This window comes from Rhodoferax sp. (genome assembly GCF_023701345.1).
Classification (GTDB): domain Bacteria; phylum Pseudomonadota; class Gammaproteobacteria; order Burkholderiales; family Burkholderiaceae_C; genus Rhodoferax.
The window spans coordinates 1-16997 of record NZ_JAMPXE010000072.1; the positions used below are offsets into that span (position 1 = coordinate 1).

Here is a 16997-nt window from a genome sequence, read left to right on the forward strand (position 1 = left end):
GCAGGCCATCGACGAAGCCGCGCTGAACTGGGGCGTGAAAGTGCTGCGCTACGAGATCAAGGACCTGACGCCGCCGAAAGAAATCCTGCACGCCATGCAGCAGCAGATCACCGCCGAGCGCGAAAAGCGTGCCCTGATTGCCGCGTCCGAAGGCCGCCGTCAGGAACAAATCAACATTGCCACTGGCGAGCGCGAAGCCTTTATTGCCCGCTCCGAGGGCGAAAAACAAGCCGCCATCAACAACGCCCAGGGCGAGGCTGCGGCCATCCTGGCGGTGGCCGAGGCCAATGCCCAGGCCATCGAGCGCGTGGCGGCGGCCATTCGCCAGCCCGGCGGTGAGCAGGCGGTGCAGCTCAAGGTGGCCGAAAAGGCCGTGGACGCCTACAGCCGGGTGGCCGCGGACGCCACCACCACGCTGATCGTGCCCAGCAACATGACCGAAGTCGCTGCCCTGGTGGGATCGGCCATGAAGATGGTGCAGGCACAAAAGCCGTCTGCCGGCTGAATCGTCAGTCTGGCGTCGGGGCCGGATGGTTAAACTCGCCTTTTTTGAGGACACAACCATGAGTACCATCCGCCAGAACGACCTGATTGAATCCGTTGCCGCCGCCCTGCAATACATCAGCTACTACCACCCGGCCGACTACATTGCCCACCTGGCACGCGCCTACGAGCGCGAACAAAGTGCAGCCGCCAAGGACGCCATTGCGCAAATTTTGACCAACAGCAAGATGAGCGCCACTGGCCATCGGCCTATTTGCCAGGATACCGGCATCGTCAATGTGTTCCTCAAGGTCGGCATGGACGTGCGCTGGGAAGGCTTTACCGGCAGCCTCGACGACGCCATCAACGAAGGCGTGCGCCGCGCCTACACCGACCCCAGCAACACGCTGCGCGCCAGCGTGGTGGCCGACCCGCTGTTTGATCGCAAGAACACCAAGGACAACACGCCTGCGGTGATCTTCTCCGAGATCGTGCCCGGCAACACCGTGGAAGTGACGGTGGCGGCCAAAGGCGGCGGCAGCGAGAACAAGAGCAAGATGTACATGCTCAACCCCGGCGACTCGGTGGTGGACTGGGTGCTGAAAACCGTGCCCACCATGGGCGCGGGCTGGTGCCCGCCCGGCATGCTCGGCATCGGCATTGGTGGCACGGCAGAAAAAGCCGTGCTGATGGCCAAGGAAAGCCTGATGGACGACCTCGACATGTACGAGTTGCAGGCCAAATCGAGCAGCGGTGCAGAGTTGACCAAGGTTGAAGCCCTGCGGCTGGAATTGTTCGACAAGGTCAACGCGCTGGGCATTGGCGCGCAGGGCCTGGGCGGCCTGACCACCGTGCTCGACATCAAGATCAAAATGTACCCAACCCATGCCGCGGGCAAGCCCATTGCCATGATCCCCAACTGCGCCGCCACGCGCCACGCCCATTTTGTGATGGATGGCAGCGGCCCTGTTTACCTCACGCCGCCCCCGCTGGACACCTGGCCCGACGTCGCCTGGACACCTGACTACGTCAAGAGCCTAAGAGTCGATCTCAACACCCTGACCAAAGCCGAAGTGGCCAGCTGGAAACCCGGCGACACCCTGCTGCTCAACGGCAAGATGCTCACCGGCCGCGACGCCGCCCACAAGCGCATCAAGGACATGTTGGCCAAGGGTGAACCACTGCCGGTGGACTTCACCAACCGCGTCATTTACTACGTGGGCCCGGTGGACCCGATCGGCGACGAAGCCGTCGGCCCGGCCGGCCCCACCACCGCCACCCGCATGGACGGCTTCACCGAGATGATGCTGGCCGAAACCGGCCTGATCGCCATGATCGGCAAGGCCGAGCGCGGCCCAGTGGCCATCGAGGCCATCAAAAAGCACCAGAGCGCCTACCTGATGGCCGTCGGCGGCGCCGCCTATCTGGTGTCCAAAGCCATCAAGACCGCCAAGGTGGTGGGTTTTGCCGACCTCGGCATGGAAGCCATTTACGAATTTGACGTGGTCGACATGCCTGTCACCGTGGCGGTGGACGCCGGCGGCACCAGCGCCCACATCACCGGCCCGGCCGAATGGCAAAAACGCATCGCCACCGGTGAATTCAAGGGTGTCACCGTCGCTGCTGCCTGATGCCGCCCGGGTCAAACATCCCATCGGGGTGTTTGACAGCGGTGTCGGTGGTCTGAGCATCCTCAAGGCGCTGCGCGCCGAGTTGCCGCATGAAGACTTCGTCTATGTGGCCGACAGCGGCTTTGCGCCTTATGGCGAGCGCGATGAAGGTTTTGTGGTCGATCGCTCCCGCGTCATCACACGGCATTTGCTCAAACAGCAACAACTGGCCATCAAGGCCCTGGTCATTGCCTGCAACACCGCCACGGCGGCGGCCATCCACCTGCTGCGCCAGGAACATCCCGATTTGCCCACCATCGGCGTCGAGCCGGCCCTCAAGCCCGCCATCGCCCTGAGCCACACCCGGCGCATCGGCGTCATGGCCACGCGCGGCACACTGAACAGCCAAAAGTTCAAGACCTTGCTGGCTGGCCTGGCAGATCAGGCGCAATTCATCTGCCAGCCCTGCGATGGTCTGGCCGATGCCATCGAGCGCCATGACACGGAAAAAATCAGCGCCTTGTGTGCCCGATACACCCAGGGCATCGGCCGTTTCGGCACCCAGCTGGGTGAGGTCGACACGCTGGTGCTGGGTTGCACCCATTACCCCTTTGCCAGCCAGGACCTGCAGGCTTTGGTCGGCCCCAGGGTGCGTTTGCTGGACAACGGCGAACCGGTAGCCCGACAGACCCGCCGCATGCTGCCCAGCCTCTCCAGTCATGCAGCCCCAGGTCAATGCCAACTCCTGAGCACCGGTGACCCCGCCACACTGCAAACCGCAGCCCGGCGCTGGCTGGGTCTGGATGTTCCTTGTAGGGTGTTGTAGGGTGTTGTAGGGTGTTGTAGGGCGGGATTCAACCCGCCTGGTCGAATCAATTCGACCCCACAAAAGCCTGCAGAGCCCTGAGGGCGCGGCGCCAGACAAGGGATAATCCCGCCCCATGAATCCATTGCTCTCCCTTTTACAGCCCTACCCGTTCGAACGCTTGCGCCAGCTTTTTGCCGGCGTCACACCCAACCCGGCCTATAGCCCCATCAGCCTGGGCATTGGCGAACCCAAACACGCCCCGCCAGCCTTCATTCAACAAGCCCTGGTGGCGTCGATTACCGGTTCGCCCAGCGGCCTGGCCAGCTACCCCGCCACGGCAGGCGAACCGAAGCTGCGGGAAGCTTTTGCGGCGTGGCTGCAGAAACGCTACGGCCTGAGCCTGAACCCGGCCACCCAGATGTTGCCGGTGAACGGTTCACGCGAAGCGCTGTTTTCGCTCACACAAACCGTCATCAACCCGGACACGGCAAGCAGCCCGGGCGAAAAACCGCTGGTGGTCTGCCCCAACCCGTTCTACCAGATTTACGAGGGCGCAGCCTTGCTGGCCGGGGCTGATGCCTACTATGTGGCAAGTGACCCGGCGCGCAACTTTGCCCCTGACTGGGACAGCGTCCCGGAAGCGGTCTGGGCGCGCACGCAGCAGCTTTTTGTCTGCTCGCCGGGCAACCCCACCGGCGCGGTGATGCCCTTGTCGGAGTGGCAAAAGCTGTTCGCCTTGAGCGACCGTTTTGACTTTGTGATTGCCTCGGACGAGTGTTACAGCGAAATTTATTTCCGCGACGAGCCGCCCCTGGGTGGTCTGGAAGCGGCTGCCAGACTGGGCCGCAGCGATTTCAAAAACCTGATCATCCTGACCAGCCTGTCCAAACGCAGCAACGTGCCGGGCATGCGCAGCGGTTTTGTCGCTGGTGACGCGGCGCTCATCAAGCAATATTTGCTCTATCGCACTTACCACGGCTGCGCCATGAGTCCGGTGGTGCAGGCGGCCAGCATCGCGGCCTGGCAGGACGAGGCGCATGTGGTGGACAATCGCGCCCTGTATCGGGCCAAGTTTGCCCAGGTCACACCCCTGCTGGCCCAGGTGATGAACGTGGCCCTGCCCGACGCGGGCTTCTATTTATGGGCTGATGTGGCCGGGGATGACACGGCTTTCGCCCGCGAGCTGTACGCTCTTTACAATGTGACGGTGTTGCCCGGTTCATTTTTGGCGCGCGAAGCGCAAGGGCACAACCCCGGTGCCGGACGCATTCGCATGGCACTGGTGGCTGACACCGCCGAGTGTCTGGAAGCGGCCCGGCGTATCGTCCAGTTTGTCCGCGCCCACCATTCTTAATTCCTGTTCCATCCAACAAATCTGCTGCCATGACCCAACAATTGCAAAACATCCTCAACGCCGCCTGGGAAGACCGCGCCAACGTCTCTGCGGCCTCGGCCCCCAAAGAACTGACCGATGCGGTCGAACACGTCATCAACGGACTCAATACCGGCGCGCTGCGCGTGGCCACGCGTGATGGCGTGGGCCAATGGAGCACTCACCAATGGATCAAGAAAGCCGTGCTGCTGAGTTTTCGCCTCAACGACAACGCGCTCATGAAGTCCGGCGATCTGGCTTTTTACGACAAGGTGCCAACCAAGTTTTCTCACATGGACGCCGCCGGCCTGCAGGCCACCGGAGTGCGCATCGTGCCGCCCGCTGTGGCGCGACGCGGAAGCTACCTGGCCAAGGGTGTGATCCTGATGCCGTCATTTGTCAACATCGGCGCCTATGTGGATGAAGGCACCATGGTCGACACCTGGGCCGCCGTGGGCTCGTGCGCGCAGATTGGCAAAAACGTGCATTTGAGTGGCGGCGTCGGCATTGGCGGCGTGCTGGAACCGATGCAGGCCAACCCCACCATCATCGAGGACAACTGCTTCATTGGCGCCCGCTCCGAGATTGTGGAAGGCGTCATCGTCGAAGAAAACTCGGTCATTTCCATGGGTGTTTACATCGGCCAGAGCACGCCCATTTACGACCGTGCCTCGGACACCGTGAGTTACGGCCGCATTCCGGCCGGCTCGGTGGTCATCAGCGGCAACCTGCCCAAGGAGGGCGGCAAATACAGCCTGTATGCCGCCATCATCGTGAAGCATGTGGACGCGCAAACCCGTGCCAAGACCAGCTTGAACGACCTGCTGCGCGACTAATCCAAAAGGGGCATCCCCATGGCCATGACCAGCAATGACAGCGCCGCGCCCATGGGCACCATGGTGCGCATCCTGCGCCTGATGTCTGAAAAACGCGCCTCTGATATTTATCTGTCGGCCAATGCACCTGCCACGATACGCATCAATGGCGAATGCATCCCGATCAACAGCCAGATCCTGCCGCCCGATGCCCCGCTGACACTGCTCGCAGAAGTTGTACCGCCTGAACGCATTGAGGAGCTGCAAAAAAACCACGAACTCAACATGGCCCTGTCCCTGCCCGGTGTAGGGCGTTTTCGCATCAGCGCCATGGTTCAGCGCAGCACCGTGGCGGTGGTGATCCGGCTCATCAACAATGACATCCCGCCGCTGGCCACACTGGGTTTGCCATCCTCCCTGGCCGACCTGATGCTGCAAAAACGTGGCCTGATCCTGATGGTGGGAGCCACCGGTGCGGGCAAAAGCACCACGCTGGCCGCCATGATCGACCACCGTAATGTCAACATGACGGGGCATATTCTCACAATTGAAGACCCGGTTGAGTTCTTGTTCAAGAACAAACGCTCCATCATCAACCAGCGTGAGGTCGGACCCGACACCCACAGTGCCGACATCGCCCTCAAAAACGCCCTGCGCCAGGCCCCCGATGTGATCCTGATTGGCGAAGTGCGCGACCGTGACACCATGACCGCCGCCATTGCCTATGCCCAAACCGGGCATTTGTGCCTGGCCACCATGCATGCCAACAACAGTTACCAGGCGCTCAACCGCATCCTGAGCTTTTACCCCGCTGAAGTGCGCATGACCATGCTGGGTGACCTGGCCGCCGCCATGAAAGCCATCATTTCGCAGCGCTTGCTGCGCAACATCGCCGGCACCCGCAGCGCCGCGGTCGAAATCATGCTGAACACCAAACTGGTGGCCGAGTTGATTGAAAAAGGCGATTTTTCAGGGATCCAGGAGGCCATGGCGAAATCCATGGCCGAGGGCAGCCAGACTTTCGAGGAAGACATTGCCCGGCTGATCACGACCGGCGTCATCGACCGCAAAGAAGGCCTGGCCTTTGCCGACTCGCCCACCAACCTGATGTGGCGCCTGCAAAACGACTTTGGCACGAATGCCAAAGCCCGGGCTCAGGTTGACGACCATGACGACGAACCCACCTTTACCGAAATAACGCTCGACCTCAACCACTGAACCTGCCCATGAACCCTACCCTTGCCCTGGCCTGTGACCTGATCGCTTGCCCTTCCGAGACCCCAAGCGATGCCCACTGCCAGCAAATCATGGGCGCACGCTTGCAAGCCATCGGCTTCCAGCTGGAAACCGTGGTCAGTGGCCCGGCAGATTTTGAAGTCACCAACCTGTGGGCCAAACGCCCGGTCAGGCCCATACCGGGCCAGCCAGGCGCAACCAGGCTGCTGGTGTTTGCCGGCCACACCGACGTCGTGCCCACCGGTCCGGTCAAACTCTGGGACAGTGACCCTTTCAAGCCCACGCAACGTGACGGCAAGCTGTTTGGACGGGGTGCTGCCGACATGAAAACCTCGCTGGCCGCCTTTGTGGTGGCCACGGAAGAATTTTTGGCAGCGCAGCCCGACACCCCACTGACCATTGGTTTTTTGTTGACCAGCGACGAAGAAGGCCCGGCGCTGGACGGCACCGTCAAGGTCTGCGACATGCTGCAAGCCCGCGGCGAAGTGCTGGACTACTGCATTGTGGGCGAGCCCACTTCGGTCAAGTCCACCGGCGACATGATCAAAAACGGCCGCCGCGGTTCCTTGAACGGCAAGCTCACCGTCAAGGGCACCCAGGGTCACATTGCCTACCCGCAGCTGGCCAACAATCCCATCCATCTGTTGGCGCCCGCGCTGGCCGAGTTGACCGGCATCGACTGGGACCGTGGCAACGCATTTTTCCCGCCGACCAGTTGGCAGGTCAGCAACATTCATGGCGGCACCGGCGCCAGCAACGTGATTCCGGGCACCGTGGTGGTGGACTTCAACTTCCGGTTTTCAACGGAATCCACACCGGAAATCCTGCAAAGCCGTCTGCAGGCGGTGCTGGACCGCCATGACTTTGCCTACGACCTGGCCTGGACGCTCAGCGGCCTGCCTTTTTTAACCCCACCGGGCACCCTGGTCGATACCGTGGTGGCGGCCATTGGGGCCGAGACCGGCCTGACCCCGGAGCTATCCACCAGCGGTGGCACCAGCGACGGCCGTTTTATTGCCAAAATATGCCCGCAAGTCATTGAGTTCGGTCCGCCCAATGCCACCATCCACAAAATCAACGAGCACATTGCCCTGGCCGACATCGAACCGCTCAAAAACATTTACCGCCGGGTGCTGGAAAACCTGCATGCGCAGTTGCTGGCATGAAGCGTCATCTCCCTCACGGTGAAGCCATCACGCTGCTGGACTGCGTCGCCCAGGCCGCGCAACAATTGACCGAGGCCGGTGTGGTGTTTGGTCACGGCACCCAGAATGCTTTCGACGAAGCCGCCTGGCTGGTGTTGTGGCAACTCGAACTGCCGCTGGACACACCGCTTGAGCCCACCCCCGACGCGGATGCCCCGGTGTCGGCCCGGCTGGTCACGCCTGCCGAGCAGGCGCAGATAGCCGCCCTATTGAAAACCCGCATCGACACCCGCAAACCGGCCGCCTACCTGACCCACGAGGCCTGGCTGCAGGGTGTGTCGTTTTATGTGGATGAGCGCGCCATCGTGCCGCGCTCGCTGATCGCCGAAGTGCTGGTCGAAGGCAGCCTGGATTACTGGTTGAACGAATCGACCCACCGGGTGCTGGACCTGTGCACCGGCAACGGCAGCCTGGCCGTGCTGGCCGCGCTGGTTTACCCCGATGTGATGGTGCAGGCGTCCGACATCAGCGCCGATGCGCTCGAAGTGGCCCGCATCAATGTGGAGCGCCATGGTCTGCATGAACGCATCACCTTGCACCAGGGTGATGGCCTGCCGGACCACGGCGGCCCTTACGACCTGATTTTGTGCAACCCGCCCTATGTCAACGCCGCCAGCATGGCCGCGCTGCCACCAGAATTCAAGGCAGAGCCTGCGCTGGCGCTCGACGGCAACACGGCAGGCGGTGTCGATGGCATGGATTTTGTCCGCCGCCTGTTGCAGGCAGCGCCTGCCCATATGACAGAAAACGCCATCCTGGTGCTTGAAATCGGCAACGAACGCGCCCACTTCGAAGCCGCATTCCCCGCCTTCGAAATGATCTGGCTCGCCACCAGCGCCGGCGAAGACCAGGTTCTGCTGGTCACGCGTGAGGCGCTTTTGACATTGCCATGACTTTGTGGGGCGGGCTTCAAACAGCCATGGTTGATTGAAATCGATGCTACAAAATATCTCACTTAAAACATTAAAAACATAAAGCAACTCCTTGATTACATTAAAAAACGTTACCCTTCGTCGTGGCGCCAAAGTGCTGCTTGACGGCGCCACCGTCACCATCAACCCCGGCGAAAAGGTCGGCCTGGTCGGGCGCAATGGCGCCGGCAAATCATCCCTGTTCGCCCTGTTCAACGGCAACCTGCACGAAGACGGGGGTGAGTACTACATCCCGACCCAGTGGCGCATGGGCCAGGTGGCCCAGGACATGCCCGAGACTGAGCAAAGTGCCACCGACTTCGTGGTCGAAGGTGACACCACGCTGCTGGCGGCGCAACAGGAAGTCACCGCATCGGAAGCCACCGATGACTACGACCGCATGGCCCATGCCTACATGGCGCTGCAGGACGCTGGCGCGCACGATGCGCCCGCGCGAGCCCAGGCACTCATTCAAGGCCTGGGTTTCAAGACCACCGAACTCGACAACCCGGTGAACAGCTTCTCGGGCGGCTGGCGCATGCGCCTGCAACTGGCCCGCGCTTTGATGTGCCCGAGTGACCTGCTGCTGCTTGACGAGCCCACCAACCACCTGGACCTGGACGCCCTGGTCTGGCTGGAGGCCTGGCTCAAGCGCTACGAAGGCACCATGATCGTGATCAGCCACGACCGTGAATTTCTGGATGCCGTGACCAACGTCACGCTGCACATCGACGCCGGCAAGCTGGTGCGCTACGGCGGCAACTACAGCAAGTTCGAGGACATGCGCGCCGAACAGATGGAACTGCAGCAAAACGCTTTTGCCAAGCAGCAGGACAAGATTGCCCACCTGCAAAAGTTCATTGCCCGCTTCAAGGCCAAGGCCAGCAAGGCCAAGCAGGCGCAAAGCCGGGTCAAGGCGCTGGACCGCATGGAAAAAATTGCGCCGCTGCTGTCCGAGGCCGACTTCACCTTCGAGTTCAAGGAACCCGCCAACCTGCCAAACCCCATGCTGTCGATGAGCGGCGTGAGCTTTGGTTACCCGCCGCCCGACGATGTGCCCGATGGCACGCCACCTACCGTGATCGTGCGCAACGTCAGCAAGTCGGTGCTGGCCGGCCAGCGTATCGGTATCCTGGGCGCCAACGGCCAGGGCAAGTCGACGGTGGTGAAGACCATCGCGCGCGACCTGGCCCCCATCGGCGGCGAAATCACCGAGGGCAAGGGGCTCAACATCGGCTACTTTGCCCAGCAGGAACTCGACGTGCTGCGCCCTTCTGATACCCCGCTGGAGCACATGATCCGCCTGGTCAAGGACATGACGGCGGCCGGCAAGATCGTCGGTCAACAAACACGTGAGCAAGACCTGCGCAGCTTCCTGGGCACCTTCAACTTTGGCGGCGACATGGTCAAGCAGCCCGTGGGCAGCATGAGCGGCGGCGAAAAAGCCCGCCTGGTGCTGTGCATGATCGTCTGGCAACGCCCCAACCTGCTGCTGCTCGACGAGCCCACCAACCACCTCGACCTGGCCACCCGCGAGGCGCTGGCCATGGCGCTCAATGAATTTGAAGGCACCGTCATGCTGGTCAGCCACGACCGCGCCTTGCTGAGAAGCGTTTGCGACGAGTTCTGGATGGTCTCGCATGGCGGCGTCGAACCCTTTGACGGCGACCTCGACGACTACCAGCGCTATCTGCTTGACGAAGCCAAGCGCCAGCGCGAACTCATCAAGGAAGCCAGCAGCGCCGCCGCCAAGGCCGAACGCAAGGCGCAAGCCGAGGCCGCAGCAGCGGCGGCCAAGGTCAAGCACAAGCCCGCACCCAGCGGCTCGCTCAAGCGCAAACTGGCCGACCTTGAAGCCCGCATGGCCACGCTGCAGGCCGAGGGCACCCAGCTTGAAGGCCATTTGTGCCAATCGCCACCGCCTGCGGACTTTGCCAACCAGGGCAAACGCCTCAAGGCCGTCAACGAAGAATTGCAGAGCCTGGAGGAGCAGTGGCTGGAAGTGTCGAGTGAGATAGAAGCTTTGTAGGGCCGAATTCATTCGGCCAGGTCGACTGAAGTCGACCCCACAGAAACCGACCCCACAGACAAGTCCAAAGCCACAGCAGCGTTCACAAAGCCACCACAATCGTGAGTTCGGCCCCATTACACTCTACAGATTCTAAAAAACTAGGGAAATAACATGATTCTGGTCACGGGTGGCGCGGGTTTTATCGGAGCCAATTTTGTTCTCGACTGGCTGGCAATACACGACGAGCCGGTCATCAACCTCGACAAACTCACCTACGCCGGCAACCCCGAAACGCTGCAAAGCCTGCAGGGTGACGCGCGCCACACGCTGGTGCAAGGCGACATTGGTGATCCCGCGCTGGTGAGCCAGTTGCTGGCCACCCACCAGCCACGCGCCGTTATCAATTTTGCTGCCGAAAGCCATGTCGACCGCTCCATCCACGGCCCAGGTGAATTCATCCAGACCAACATCGTCGGCACCTTCAACCTGTTGGAGTCGGTGCGCGGTTATTGGCAGCAGTTGCCGCAAGACCTGGATTGCCACGGGGCTTCGCCCCTCGCAATGACGAACAAAACCACAAAAGACAGCTTCCGGTTTTTGCATGTCTCCACCGACGAGGTCTATGGCTCGCTCAAAAAAGACGACCCTGCCTTCACCGAAACCAGCCACATCGAACCCAACAGCCCCTACAGCGCCAGCAAGGCCGCCAGCGACCATCTGGTGCGCGCCTGGCACCACACCTACGGCCTGCCGGTGCTCACCACCAACTGCTCCAACAACTACGGCCCCTACCACTTCCCGGAAAAACTCATCCCCCTGATGATCGTCAACGCGCTGGCTGGCAAAGCCCTGCCGGTCTATGGCGACGGTCAGCAGATCCGCGACTGGCTTTTTGTGAAGGACCACTGCAGCGCCATTCGCCGTGTTTTAGAGGCTGGCCGACTCGGTGAAATCTACAACGTGGGTGGCTGGAACGAAAAGGCCAACCTGGACATCGTGCACACGGTCTGCGCTTTGCTCGATGAAATGCGCCCGCGCTCGGATGGCAAGCCGTACAAGGACCAGATCACCTATGTGACGGACCGACCCGGCCACGACCGCCGCTACGCCATCGACGCCCGCAAGCTGGAACGTGAACTGGGCTGGAAACCGGCCGAGACCTTCGAGTCCGGCATCCGCAAAACGGTACAGTGGTATCTCGACAACCCCGACTGGGTTGCCCACGTGCAAAGCGGCGCCTACCGCGACTGGGTGCAAAAGCAGTACGCATGAAAATGCTTCTTTTAGGTAAAAACGGCCAGGTCGGCTGGGAGCTGCAACGCAGCCTGCTGCCGCTGGGTGAACTCATCGCGCTGGACCGCCACAGCAGCCAGTTTTGTGGCGACCTGACCAACCTGGCGGGCCTGGCAGACACCGTGCGCGCCATCCAGCCCGACGTCATCGTCAACGCCGCCGCCCATACTGCGGTGGACAAGGCGGAGAGCGAGCCCGAGTTGGCAAACATCCTCAACGCCCAGGCGCCCGAAGTCCTGGCCCGCGAAGCCGCGCGCTCAGGTGCCTGGCTGGTGCACTACAGCACTGACTACGTCTTTGGCGGTGGTGGCGACCGGCCCTGGCGCGAAGACGACCCCACTTTTCCACTCAATGTGTACGGCCAGACCAAGCTGCTCGGCGAGCACATGATCGACTGGGTCTGCCCGCGCCACCTCATTTTCCGGACCAGCTGGGTCTACGCGGCGCGCGGCGGCAACTTTGCCAAAACCATGCTGCGCCTAGCCCAGGAACGCGACCAGCTCAAGGTCATCAACGACCAGTTTGGTGCGCCCACCGGGGCCGAGCTGATTGCCGATATGACCGCCCACGCCATCCGCCAGGTGTTCCAGCCGGGGGCAGACGCCCAGGCCCTGGCCGGCATTTACCACCTGGTGGCCAGTGGCTGCACCACCTGGTTCGACTACGCCCAGCATGTCATTGCCCAAGCGCAGCGGCTGCAGCCCGGCCTCAAAATCAAGGCGACCGAGGTCAATCCGGTGCCCACCAGCGCCTTCCCCACGCCAGCCCAGCGGCCGCTGAATTCGCGCCTTAACACCGCCAGGCTGCAGGCCAAGTTTGGCCTGACGCTGCCAGCCTGGCAAACCGGGGTGGACCGTATGCTGGCGGAGATCCTGCCCAACCCATGACATCGCAGCCAAGCCAAATTCATGGCCGAATTCATTCGGCCAGGACGCCCAAGGCGGCCTGATCCACATCGAAAGGTAATCAAATGACTCAACGCAAAGGCATCATCCTCGCCGGCGGCTCCGGCACCCGGCTTTACCCGGTCACCCAGGCGGTCAGCAAGCAACTCATGCCGGTCTACGACAAGCCCATGATCTACTACCCCTTGAGCACACTCATGCTCGCCGGGATTCGTGAGGTGCTGGTGATTTCCACGCCGCATGACACGCCGCGCTTTGCCGAACTGCTCGGCGACGGCAGCCAGTGGGGCATGTCGATCAGTTACGCGGTGCAGCCCAGCCCTGACGGTTTGGCACAGGCCTTCATCATCGGACGCGACTTTGTCGCCGGCCAATCCAGTGCGCTGGTGCTGGGTGACAACATTTTTTACGGCCATGACCTGGTCAAACTGCTGGCCAACGCCAATGCCCACAGCAGCGGTGCCAGCGTGTTTGCCTACCATGTAACCGACCCCGAGCGCTATGGTGTGGTCGAGTTTGATGCGCACAAGCGCGCCATCAGCATCGAGGAAAAACCCAAACAACCCAAAAGCAATTACGCCGTCACCGGGCTGTACTTTTACGACAGTCAGGTCTGCGACATCGCCGCCAGCATCAGGCCCTCGGCGCGCGGTGAGCTGGAAATCACCGACGTCAACCGGGTTTATCTGGAGCAAGACCAGTTGAATGTCGAGATCATGGGTCGCGGCTACGCCTGGCTCGACACCGGCACCCACGACAGCCTGCTCGAAGCTGCCAGCTTTATTGCCACCCTGCAAAAACGCCAGGGCCTGCAAGTGGCCTGCCCCGAAGAAATTGCCTTTGGCCAGGGCTGGATCGATGCCGCCCAAATCCAGAAACTTGCGTCGCCGTTGTCAAAAAATGGCTACGGCCAGTATTTGCTGAACCTCCTGAAATGAGGTTATGGATCGCCAATAACCAAGCAGATTTATGCCCTACACCGTCACCCCTACCGCCCTGCCCGGCGTGCTGATCCTTGAACCCAAGGTTTTTGGCGATGCCCGTGGCTTCTTTTTTGAAAGTTTCAACGCGCGCGACTTTGCCCGATGCACCGGGCTCGACGCGCACTTTGTGCAGGACAACCACAGCAAATCGGCCAAGGGCGTGCTGCGTGGCCTGCACTACCAGATCGAGCACGCTCAGGGCAAGCTGGTGCGTGTCACCCAGGGCGAGGTGTTCGACGTGGCGGTGGACATGCGCCGCAGTTCACCCCACTTTGGCAAATGGGAAGGCGTGCTGCTGTCGGCTGAGAACAAACGCCAGCTCTGGATCCCACCGGGTTTTGCCCACGGCTTTCTGGTGACAAGCGAGTCGGCCGAATTTTTGTACAAAACCACCGACTACTGGTACCCCGAGTTCGAGCGCAGCCTGCTCTGGAACGACCCGGCGGTCGGCGTCAAGTGGCCGCTGGATGGCACCCCGCTGCTGGCCGCCAAGGATATGGCCGGGCTTTCCTTGGCCAACGCGTCAACATTTGAATGAGAATACCGGCCGAATGAATTCGGCCCCACATGGCATCTGGATTTTGTAGGGCCGATTTCAATCGGCCAGATCGCCAAGGCGATCCATGAGCAAAAGATTTACCGCGAGCGCTGGCGCAGCGCCTCGTACAGGCAGACACCACTGGCTACCGACACATTCAGGCTCTCCACCGCGCCGCGCATCGGGATGCTGATCAGCTCGTCGCAGGTCTTGGCAGTGAGCTGGCGCATGCCTTCGCCCTCGGCACCCAGCACCAGCGCCACCGGACCTTTCAGATCGGCCTGGTACAGCGTTTTGGCGGCCACATCGCTGGTGCCAATGATCCAGATATTGCGCTCCTTCAACTCGTTCAGGGTGCGCGCCAGGTTGGTCACCATGAAATAGGGCACGGTTTCCGCGGCACCGCTGGCCACCTTGGCCACGGTGGCGTTGATGCCGGCCGCATGGTCCTTGGGGGCGATCACGGCGTGCACGCCGGCGCCATCGGCCACGCGCAGGCAGGCGCCCAGGTTATGCGGGTCGGTCACGCCGTCAAGCACCAGGATCAGGGCTTGCTCACGCTCGTTGAGCGGTCGCTCAAGCTGGGCCGCTTCCAGTTGCTCCAGCAACTCGTCGAGCGAGGTGACCTGGGTCAACTCATGCACGCGCGCCACCACGCCCTGGTGCCCGTGGCTGCCGCACAGCTTGGCCAGGCGCATGCCGTCGGCTTCCAGCAGGCGCACGCCGGCCTCCTTGACCTTGTCAACAAACTGGCGCATGCGGGCGTCACGGCGCGTTGGGTCAATGTAGATTTCGACAATGGATTTGGGTGCGGTTTTCAAGCGCACACCGACGGCATGAAAGCCGAACAGAACTTTGGGATTGGACATAGGCCGCAATTATCGTGGCTTATCCCTTGAACCTGGCCGCCACTTCCGCCACGCGCTGGCCGAACAGGCGGGCGGTTTCCAGGTCACCGGGATTCATTTCTGCGCCGCCGGCATCACCGGGGGTTTGCGCCATGGGGCCGGTGCTGGAGGCCAGGTAGTTGATGTCATGGCGTTGCGCCGCCTTGGTGTTGTTGTAGTGCAGGCCGGTGCCCACCCAGATGCCGCCATGCTGCATGGCCAGGGTCATGAAGTAATGCAGCGTGGAGTGCTTGTCGCCGTTGATGTTGGCACTGGCCGTGAAGCCGCCAAAAATCTTGTCTTTCCAGGCTTGTCTGAACCAGGCCTTGCTGGAGGTGTCGGCAAACTTCTTGAATTGCCAGCTCACGTTGCCCATGTAGGTGGGACTGCCCATGATGATGGCGTCGGCATCGTCCAGGGTCGCCCAGCCGTCTTCTGTCAGGTTGCCATCGGCGTCGATCGCCACCAGATCGGCGTTGGCGCCATCCGCCACCGATTGCGCCATGCGCAGGGTGTGGCCATATCCTGAATGAAAAACAACGGCAACTTTTGCCATGGTGAGCGCTCCTTGGAATATTCAAATATATCCGCTTTGTAGGGCGGGCTTCAGTCCGCCATGGTCGAATAAATTCGACCCTACAACGACCACTCTAAGCGCACAAATCAAAAACGAGCACCTCGGCATCCTGTGCGTTGGTCAGCACCACATGGGGCTCATCGGCGAGCAGGGCGGCATCGCCGCTACGCAGCGTCGCACCGTTCACCGTCAGTTCACCACGCACCAAATGCACATAGGCCTTGCGCCCGGAGGGCAGCTCAAGCGTGGCCGTCTGGCCGGCGTCAAATAGCCCGGCATAGATACGGGCATCGGCATTGAGCGTGACCGAGCCTTGTGCGCCGTCGGGGGAGACCAGCAGACACAGGCGGCCTTGCTTGTCTGATTTGGGAAAGGTCTTTTGCTCGTAGCTTGGTGTCACAGCCAACACCTTCGGCAGAATCCATATCTGCAAAAAATGCGTGGTTTCATTGGCAGAAAAATTGAACTCGCTGTGCTGCACGCCGGTACCCGCGCTCATGCGCTGCACATCCCCCGGCGGGATGGCCTTGACATTGCCCATGCTGTCCTGGTGTGCCAGTGCGCCCTGCAGCACGTAGCTCACGATTTCCATGTCGCGGTGACCATGAGTGCCAAAACCTTTGCCAGGAGCCACACTGTCTTCGTTGATCACGCGCAGGTTGCCCCAGCCCATGTGCGCGGGGTCGTAATAACCGGCAAATGAAAAACTGTGGAATGACTTGAGCCAGCCATGGTCTGCATAGCCGCGCTCTTGGGAAGGTCTCAGGGCCAACATCACGAATCTCCTTGAACAGCCTCCACTGTACGCGCCGAACGGCACTTGGATAAGCAGCCCTTTTGATGGCATCATTCAATCAGTTTGAACTTAATGAGCCGCACCATGCAAACCGCCCGCAATGTCCTGACCCCGGATGCCCTCGCCATGCTGCAAACCATTGCCGCGACCGGCAGTTTTGCTGCCGCCGCCAGGGAACTCGGTATGGTTCCCAGCGCCCTCACCTACCGCGTGCGCCAGCTTGAAGATGCGCTCGATGTGCTGCTGTTTGACCGCAGTTCGCGCCGCGCCCTGCCCACCGTGGCGGGCCAGGAGCTGCTGCACGAGAGCGAGCGCTTGCTGGAAGATCTGGAGGCCGTGGCCAATCGCGTCAAGCGCGTGGCCACCGGCTGGGAGCCGCAACTGACGCTGGCCGTGGACAGCATCATTGCAAAAGCCACGGTGATGGAGCTGGTGGACAGCTTTTTTGCCCAAAACCCGCCCACCCGCATCCGCCTGCGCGACGAAACCCTGTCGGGCACGCTGGAAGCCCTGACCAGCGGCGAGGCCGATCTGGCGCTCGGTGTGGCGGACCTGGTGCAAAACACC

Annotated in this window: 17 protein-coding genes; 14 read left to right on the plus strand and 3 right to left on the minus strand. The window is 61.6% G+C overall.

Annotated elements, in window-relative coordinates; genetic code table 11:
- The 13 genes from NDI87_RS10835 to rfbC all read left to right on the plus strand — a co-directional run.
- Window positions 1-505 (plus strand): SPFH domain-containing protein (locus NDI87_RS10835; protein ID WP_296275226.1); only part of this gene is annotated, 505 nt, incomplete at its 5' end.
- 58 nt (window positions 506-563) lie between these two features.
- Complete coding sequence (locus NDI87_RS10840; RefSeq protein ID WP_296275227.1) at window positions 564-2114, plus strand: fumarate hydratase; 1551 nt, start codon at window positions 564-566, stop codon at window positions 2112-2114.
- Window positions 2092-2919 (plus strand): glutamate racemase, encoded by an 828-nt coding sequence (gene murI / locus NDI87_RS10845; protein ID WP_296275228.1) that lies wholly within the window; start codon window positions 2092-2094, stop codon window positions 2917-2919. The genes NDI87_RS10840 and murI overlap by 23 nt, the downstream gene beginning before the upstream one ends.
- A gap of 115 nt (window positions 2920-3034) precedes the next feature.
- Window positions 3035-4255: a succinyldiaminopimelate transaminase gene (gene dapC, locus NDI87_RS10850; protein WP_296275229.1), complete on the plus strand. Its 1221-nt coding sequence runs from the start codon at window positions 3035-3037 to the stop codon at window positions 4253-4255.
- Window positions 4256-4284: 29 nt separating this feature from the next.
- Window positions 4285-5109, plus strand: a complete 825-nt coding sequence (gene dapD / locus NDI87_RS10855) for a 2,3,4,5-tetrahydropyridine-2,6-dicarboxylate N-succinyltransferase (RefSeq protein WP_296275230.1) — start codon at window positions 4285-4287, stop codon at window positions 5107-5109.
- Between the two features lie 51 nt (window positions 5110-5160).
- Complete coding sequence (locus NDI87_RS10860; RefSeq protein ID WP_296275242.1) at window positions 5161-6306, plus strand: PilT/PilU family type 4a pilus ATPase; 1146 nt, start codon at window positions 5161-5163, stop codon at window positions 6304-6306.
- A gap of 8 nt (window positions 6307-6314) precedes the next feature.
- Window positions 6315-7490: a succinyl-diaminopimelate desuccinylase gene (gene dapE / locus NDI87_RS10865; RefSeq protein ID WP_296275231.1), complete on the plus strand. Its 1176-nt coding sequence runs from the start codon at window positions 6315-6317 to the stop codon at window positions 7488-7490.
- Window positions 7487-8422 (plus strand): 50S ribosomal protein L3 N(5)-glutamine methyltransferase, encoded by a 936-nt coding sequence (prmB, locus tag NDI87_RS10870; protein ID WP_296275232.1) that lies wholly within the window; start codon window positions 7487-7489, stop codon window positions 8420-8422. Before dapE ends, prmB begins: the two co-directional genes overlap by 4 nt.
- 91 nt (window positions 8423-8513) lie before the next feature.
- Window positions 8514-10469 (plus strand): ATP-binding cassette domain-containing protein, encoded by a 1956-nt coding sequence (locus NDI87_RS10875; protein ID WP_296275233.1) that lies wholly within the window; start codon window positions 8514-8516, stop codon window positions 10467-10469.
- A gap of 153 nt (window positions 10470-10622) precedes the next feature.
- Window positions 10623-11723: a dTDP-glucose 4,6-dehydratase gene (rfbB, locus tag NDI87_RS10880; RefSeq protein ID WP_296275234.1), complete on the plus strand. Its 1101-nt coding sequence runs from the start codon at window positions 10623-10625 to the stop codon at window positions 11721-11723.
- Window positions 11720-12631 (plus strand): dTDP-4-dehydrorhamnose reductase, encoded by a 912-nt coding sequence (gene rfbD / locus NDI87_RS10885; RefSeq protein WP_296275235.1) that lies wholly within the window; start codon window positions 11720-11722, stop codon window positions 12629-12631. Before rfbB ends, rfbD begins: the two co-directional genes overlap by 4 nt.
- An 83-nt stretch (window positions 12632-12714) precedes the next feature.
- Window positions 12715-13587, plus strand: coding sequence for a glucose-1-phosphate thymidylyltransferase RfbA (gene rfbA / locus NDI87_RS10890; protein ID WP_296275236.1), 873 nt, complete (start codon window positions 12715-12717; stop codon window positions 13585-13587).
- Between the two features lie 31 nt (window positions 13588-13618).
- A complete protein-coding gene (rfbC, locus tag NDI87_RS10895) occupies window positions 13619-14170 on the plus strand; it encodes a dTDP-4-dehydrorhamnose 3,5-epimerase (protein WP_296275237.1) in 552 nt (183 codons plus the stop codon).
- 98 nt (window positions 14171-14268) lie between these two features.
- Here rfbC and rlmB read toward each other — a convergent pair whose 3' ends face one another.
- The 3 genes from rlmB to NDI87_RS10910 form a co-directional block, all read right to left on the minus strand.
- Window positions 14269-15039 (minus strand): 23S rRNA (guanosine(2251)-2'-O)-methyltransferase RlmB, encoded by a 771-nt coding sequence (rlmB, locus tag NDI87_RS10900; RefSeq protein WP_296275238.1) that lies wholly within the window; start codon window positions 15037-15039, stop codon window positions 14269-14271.
- A gap of 19 nt (window positions 15040-15058) precedes the next feature.
- Window positions 15059-15613, minus strand: a complete 555-nt coding sequence (locus tag NDI87_RS10905; RefSeq protein WP_296275239.1) for a flavodoxin family protein — start codon at window positions 15611-15613, stop codon at window positions 15059-15061.
- A 94-nt stretch (window positions 15614-15707) separates the two neighbouring features.
- A complete protein-coding gene (locus NDI87_RS10910) occupies window positions 15708-16409 on the minus strand; it encodes a pirin family protein (RefSeq protein WP_296275240.1) in 702 nt (233 codons plus the stop codon).
- Window positions 16410-16514: 105 nt separating this feature from the next.
- On the opposite strand from NDI87_RS10910, the gene NDI87_RS10915 reads away from it, so the two are divergent.
- The coding region (locus tag NDI87_RS10915; protein ID WP_296275241.1) for a LysR family transcriptional regulator at window positions 16515-16997 on the plus strand (483 nt) is incomplete at its 3' end.